This window comes from Actinomadura sp. GC306, assembly GCF_004348665.1.
GTDB lineage: Bacteria > Actinomycetota > Actinomycetes > Streptosporangiales > Streptosporangiaceae > Spirillospora.
In genome coordinates this window covers 1-5,313 of record NZ_SMKM01000372.1, presented here as the reverse complement: position 1 = coordinate 5,313, position 5,313 = coordinate 1, and the positions used below count along the sequence as shown (strand labels likewise).

Below are 5,313 nucleotides of genomic sequence, written 5' to 3'. Positions count from 1 at the left end.
TGCCGGGCGGGTAGGGGCGGGCCTCGAAGTACTTGACGGCCTTCGGGGTCAGCGGGATTCCGAGGGCTCGCGACACACGAACTTTGGGACGGGGGTTGTTCATCACGCTCCTCAAATGGTTAGGTAAGCCTAAGTTAGGTAAGCCTAACCTACAAATCAAGGAGGGGTACGGTGCCGCGAGCGGAGACCACGCAGAGCACGGAGACCACGGAGGGGCCGACCGCGGCGGAGCGGGCCCGGACCCTCGCCTACGGCATCGCGGACGGCGTCCTGGTCACGCAGGGCGTCCCGTACGCGCCCGTCCCGGCGTTCTCGGCCGACCGGGACGGCAGGCCGCTGCTGCTCGTCCGCACCGCCTCGCCGGTCGCCGCCGCGCTCGCCACCGAACCCGACATGCCCGCCACCCTGCGGATCTCCGACGTCGCCCCCGTCACGCTGGCCGACCGCGTCCGCGGCCGGGCCTGGCTGCACGGCTGGCTCACCGAGGTCCCGCAGGAGGACCTCCGCGCCGCGGCGCTCCGGCTCGCCCGCGCCCACCCGCGTCCCGAACTGCTCGACCTCGGCGACCGGCACCACGGGCCCAGCGGCCGGGACGAATGGACGATCCTCGCGCTGGAGGTCGCGCAGGTCGAGGTCGACGACGCGTGGGGGAGCGCCACCCTGGAGCCGGAGGAGTACGCGGACGCCGCCCCGGACCCGTTCGTCGCCGTCGAGGCCGGCATCCTCACCCACCTGGACTCCAAGCACCGCGACGAACTGGCGGGGCTGCTGCCCGCGTCCGTCCCGTCCGGTCCCGTCCGGCCGCTGGCGCTCGACCGGTACGGCATGTGGCTGCGCTGCTCCCCGCCGCCGGAGGCGACCACGCCGTTCGACCTGCGGCTCGCGTTCTCCGCACCCGTCAACGACCTCCACGGGCTGCGCCGCATGTACCGCCGCCTGTTCGCCCGCGCCGCCCGCACGATCCGCAACGACCCGTAGATGCGTACGCCCGCGACCCCGACACGGTCCCCGGAATTGGCCGTGTTCTCCCGGATGGCGCAATGGTGCCCTTCCGGGCGATGCTCGTGTTGCCGGCCGAGACACAGGCTGTGACCGACCGGACGGCCCGACCACCGGTTCGCCCTCGCGGGGTGGGCGAACCGGTGGGCCGGGCTTCGCCGCACAGGCCACTGGTCGGGATTGGCCGTTTCGCCGGCGGGCGCGGGGTCGCCAGGCTAGGGGTATGAACGGACATCATCCGCAGACCCGCGCGGTGCACCCGCCAGTGATCGTTCCGGAGGGCAGCGAACCCATCGGGGTGCCGCTCTACCAGGGGCACCTGTTCTCGTTCGACACCGGGGACGGGCTGGCCGCCGCGTTCCAGGGGCCGGACGAGGCGTTCTTCTACGGCCGGATGGGCAACCCGACCGTCCGCTCCCTCGAACGGGCCGTCACCGAGCTGGAGGGCGGGGCCGGGGCCCTCGCCACCGCGTCCGGAATGGGCGCGATCAGCGCGGTGCTGCTGGCGGTGCTGCGCAGCGGTGACCACGTCATCGCGCAGTCCGCCCTCTACGGCGGCACGCACGCGCTCCTGCTGGACCTCGCCGAGCGGTGGGGCGTCGAGGTCACCTTCATCCCCGGGGACGACCCGGCCGAGGTCCGCGATGCGCTGCGTGACAACACGCGGGTCCTCTACCTGGAGACGGTCGCGAACCCCACCACACATGTGACGGACCTTCCGGCGTTCACCGAGGCCGTTCGCGGGACGGACGTCCTCACCGTCGTGGACAACACCTTCACCCCCATCCTCTGCAGGCCGCTCGACCACGGGATCGACGTCGTCGTCCACTCGACGACGAAGTACCTCAGCGGGCACGGCGACGTGCTCGGGGGGATCGCCGTCTTCGCCGACCGGGACGTCCACCACCGCGTCTGGAAGCACGCCCTCGAACTCGGGACGTCCGCCGCGCCGTTCGCCGCGTGGCTGACCATCCGGGGTCTCGCCACGCTGCCGATGCGCGTGGTGCGGCAGAGCGCGTCCGCGCTGGACCTCGCCGGACGCCTCGCCGCGCACCCGTCGGTCACCCGCGTCCACTACCCGGGGCTGGACGACCACCCGCAGCACGAGGTGGCGCGCCGGCTGCTGCCGGACGGGGCGGGCGGCGTCCTCGCCTTCGAGCTGGCGGGCGGGCGGGACGCGGGCGGCGCGTTCTCCGAGGCCGTCCGGCTCATCGGGCTCGGCCCCTCGCTCGGCGCCGTCGTGTCGCTGGTGATGCATCCCGCGAGCACGTCGCACCGGCAGATGGACGCCGCGTCCCTCGCCGCCGCCGGGATCGGCGAGGGAACCGTGCGGCTGTCCATCGGCCTGGAGCACCCCGACGACCTCTGGGCCGACATCGAGCAGGCCCTCGCGAAGGCGGTCTAGAGGTAGAAGCCGGTCGCGGACACCGGGGCCTCCCCGGTGTCCGGGCGGCGCTCGCCCTTGCGCAGCGCGGCGAGCTCGGCGAGCGTCGCGCCGTCCGGGCCGATCTCGTCGGGGGAGGCGTCCGTGCCGGCCAGCCACGCCGCCGCCTCGCCCTGGGTGAGCCGCCCCACGTCGATCTGCGCGAGGCACCGGCCGGGCCGCACGACGGCCGGGTGCAGCTGCGCGAGGTCCTCGTTGGTGGTGATGGCCACGAGGACGTCGCGGCCCTGCCCGAGCATCCCGTCGGTGAGGTTGAGCAGCCGCGACAGGCCCTGGCCCGTCGACTGCTTGGCCTCGCCGCGGATCAGCTCGTCGCAGTCCTCCAGGATGAGCAGCCGCCAGCGGCGCTTCTCGTCCTCGTCGTCGCCGACCGCGACCTCCATCAGGTAGCTCGGCGTCCCGAACAGCGCCTCCGGGTCGAGGACGCAGTCGGACTGGCACCAGCCGTTCCACGCGCGGGCGAGGGCGCGCAGCGCGGTGGTCTTGCCGGTGCCGGGCGGACCGTGCAGGAGCAGCAGCCGTCCCGGGACCTCCGGGCCGGTGAGCCCCATCACCTCGTCGAGGGCCGCGGCGACCGGCGCGGTGTAGTTGCGCCGGATGTCGTCCCACGCGTCGGCGGTGATCGACCGCTCGCTGCGGACCGGGCCGTGCGTCCCCATGTGCCAGAAGCCCATATCGACGCTGCTCTCGTCCACCTTCGGCGGCTCGGTCGCGTCCTTCACCGACGCGGCGAGGACGCTCTCGGCCAGCTCGTCGGTGACGGCGGACACGGCGACGTAGGCGACGCCGTTGCGCCACCGGTTCGTCAGCAGCGTCCAGCCGTCGCCCTCGGCGAGGAAGGAGTCCTTGCCCTTCTCGTGCGCGACCCGCACGAGCCGGGCGCCGTCGGGGCGCAGCGGCGCGTCCGCGCGGACGTGCTCCAGCCGCGTCGACCGCGACCAGGGCTGCTCACCGGACGCGAACGGGCGCAGCGACAGCACGTCCATCACGTCGGCTGGCGAGCTGCCGTCGTTCAGGTTGAGAAGCACGGGCAGCGCGGACTCCGACAGCGGGTCGGGGGTGTCGTTCGTGGGCTCGACGAGATGCAGAACCTCCTGCGGCCTCTCCTGCGACATGGTCATGCCACAAATGATCAGCCGCGCCGGGGGAACGCGTCCACCGAATTTGCGGCCGCCCGCGTCAGGTGTCCTGCTGCGACTCCCGGGCCTCGCGGGCGGCCTTGCGCGCCTCGGCCTCCTCCAGGTCGAGCTTCTCGGCCTCCTCCGGCGTGGGCGCCGTCCCGCCGAGGTAGGCGGGCTGCCACCACGTCTCGTCCTGCCGGGGGACGTCGGGGTACTCGCGCTGCGCCCGCTCCAGCAGTTCCGCCAGCCGGGCGCGCAGCTCCCGGGTGACCTGCTCGTAGTCGTCGCCGCGCTTGGGGTACATCGGCTCGCCGACCAGGATCGTCACCGGCACGTTCCGCTGCAGCAGCCGCCGCTTGCGGCCCTTGGTCCACATCCGCTGCGGCCCCCACAGCGCCACCGGGACCAGCGGCACCTTGCCGGCGACCGCCATCCGCACCGCGCCGCTCTTGATCTCCTTCACCGTGAACGAGCGGCTGATCGTCGCCTCGGCGAACACCCCGACGATCTCGCCGCCCTTCAGCGCCTTCAGCGCCGCCGCGTACGACGAGGCGCCCGCGTTGCGGTCGACGGGGATGTGGTGCATCCCGCGCATCAGCGGCCCGCCGACGCGGTTGTCGAAGATCTCCTTCTTGGCCATGAACCGCACCAGCCGCTTCGCCGGGTGCGCCGCGAGCCCGGCGAAGATGAAGTCGAGGTAGCTGACGTGGTTGCTCACCAGCACCGCGCCGCCGGTGCGGGGGATGTGCTCCGTGCCCTCCAGACGGAACTTCACGTTCAGGGCCTTGAACAGCCCGAGTGCCGTCTTGATCACCGGCGGGTACACGATTTCGGCCATGGGAGCACCGTACTTGAGCCGTTCATGATCAGCGAGTGCGCCCGGGGTAGTCGCGATGGATCCCACAACGGGGCCGAACTCTGAGAAGGTGGGAAGGACGTGATCCGCAGTTGGGTGAAAGGGGATGAGCAGACTATGGAACCGTTGGACGCGGCGGCGGACGTGCACGCGCTCATCCGCGACGTGCTCCCCGCCCTGGCGCCCAGCGCCTGGTTCGACTCCGGCACCTCCGAGGTGGTGCTGCCCGTGGGCCGGTCGGAGGCGCGGGCCTCCAGCTGGACCGTACTGGAGCGCTGCTCCCGCGAGCCGCGCTCCGCCTGGCCGCGCGTGGTGGACGAGTGGGTGCGCGAGGTCGGCGACCGCGCGTTCCTGGCGGTCGGCGAGATGGAGCTGTTCGGCGACGTCCGCGAGCTGCTGCGGCTGCGCATCGTGCCGAAGCTCGCGCCGAGCGACCGCGAGGGCCTCGTCGTCGTCCCCGCCGGCGACCACTTCGACGCGATGGTGATGATCGAGCACCCGCGCTACGGCGGCCCCCTGACCAAGGCCCGCGCCGGTCTGCTCGGCCTGCACAAGCTCGGCTATGTGATGACGAACACCCACGACCGCGAGCTGGCCGACGTCGCCGTCCGCGACCAGCCGCTCCTGCCGGGCCGCAACGTCCGCGTGGTCACCAAGCCGGGCAGCCGCTACGTGTCGGCCCTGCTCAGCGAGGTCGACCAGTTCCTCCCGGGCCCGAACGAGCACGGCGCCCTGGTCGGCGTCCCGTGCCACAGCACGCTGCTGCTGTACCCGATCACGTCCCGCGCGGTGCGCGAGGTCCTCCCGGTGTTCGCCGACGTGGTCCGCGAGATGCACGCCGACGCCGAAGACCCCTGCGCCCCCGGCGTCTACTGGAGCCACGGCGAACGCCG

The 5,313-nt window shown here is 72.8% G+C and carries 5 protein-coding genes and 1 pseudogene; 3 read left to right on the top strand and 3 right to left on the bottom strand.

Features of this window, described 5'->3' with window-relative positions; all coding sequences use genetic code 11:
* Positions 1–103 (bottom strand): annotated as a pseudogene (locus E1200_RS30980) (30S ribosomal protein S4); the annotation flags it as partial.
* Between the two features lie 68 nt (positions 104–171).
* Between E1200_RS30980 and E1200_RS30975 the strand changes: the two are divergent.
* Together E1200_RS30975 and E1200_RS30970 are read left to right on the top strand one after the other, a co-directional pair.
* Positions 172–978, top strand: coding sequence for a DUF2470 domain-containing protein (locus E1200_RS30975; protein ID WP_131955810.1), 807 nt, complete (start codon positions 172–174; stop codon positions 976–978).
* Positions 979–1,222: 244 nt separating this feature from the next.
* Entirely contained in the window at positions 1,223–2,404 is a 1,182-nt protein-coding gene (locus E1200_RS30970; protein WP_131955808.1) for an aminotransferase class I/II-fold pyridoxal phosphate-dependent enzyme, read from the top strand.
* Here E1200_RS30970 and E1200_RS30965 read toward each other — a convergent pair.
* Positions 2,401–3,564, bottom strand: a complete 1,164-nt coding sequence (locus E1200_RS30965; protein ID WP_347813253.1) for a DUF5925 domain-containing protein — start codon at positions 3,562–3,564, stop codon at positions 2,401–2,403. The genes E1200_RS30970 and E1200_RS30965 overlap by 4 nt on opposite strands.
* Before the next feature lie 58 nt (positions 3,565–3,622).
* On the bottom strand, positions 3,623–4,402 hold the full coding sequence (locus E1200_RS30960) for a lysophospholipid acyltransferase family protein (protein WP_131955806.1): 780 nt from the start codon (positions 4,400–4,402) through the stop codon (positions 3,623–3,625).
* Positions 4,403–4,537: 135 nt separating this feature from the next.
* Here E1200_RS30960 and E1200_RS30955 point away from each other — a divergent pair.
* A partial coding sequence (locus E1200_RS30955; RefSeq protein WP_131955804.1) for a hypothetical protein occupies positions 4,538–5,313 on the top strand: 776 nt, incomplete at its 3' end.

Excerpts from the sequence above, each read along its gene's own strand:
- E1200_RS30970 (WP_131955808.1), top strand. The coding sequence starts at position 1,223 with ATGAACGGACATCATCCGCAGACCCGCGCGGTGCACCCGCCAGTGATC.
- E1200_RS30965 (WP_347813253.1), bottom strand. The coding sequence starts at position 3,564 with ATGACCATGTCGCAGGAGAGGCCGCAGGAGGTTCTGCATCTCGTCGAG.
- E1200_RS30960 (WP_131955806.1), bottom strand. The coding sequence starts at position 4,402 with ATGGCCGAAATCGTGTACCCGCCGGTGATCAAGACGGCACTCGGGCTG.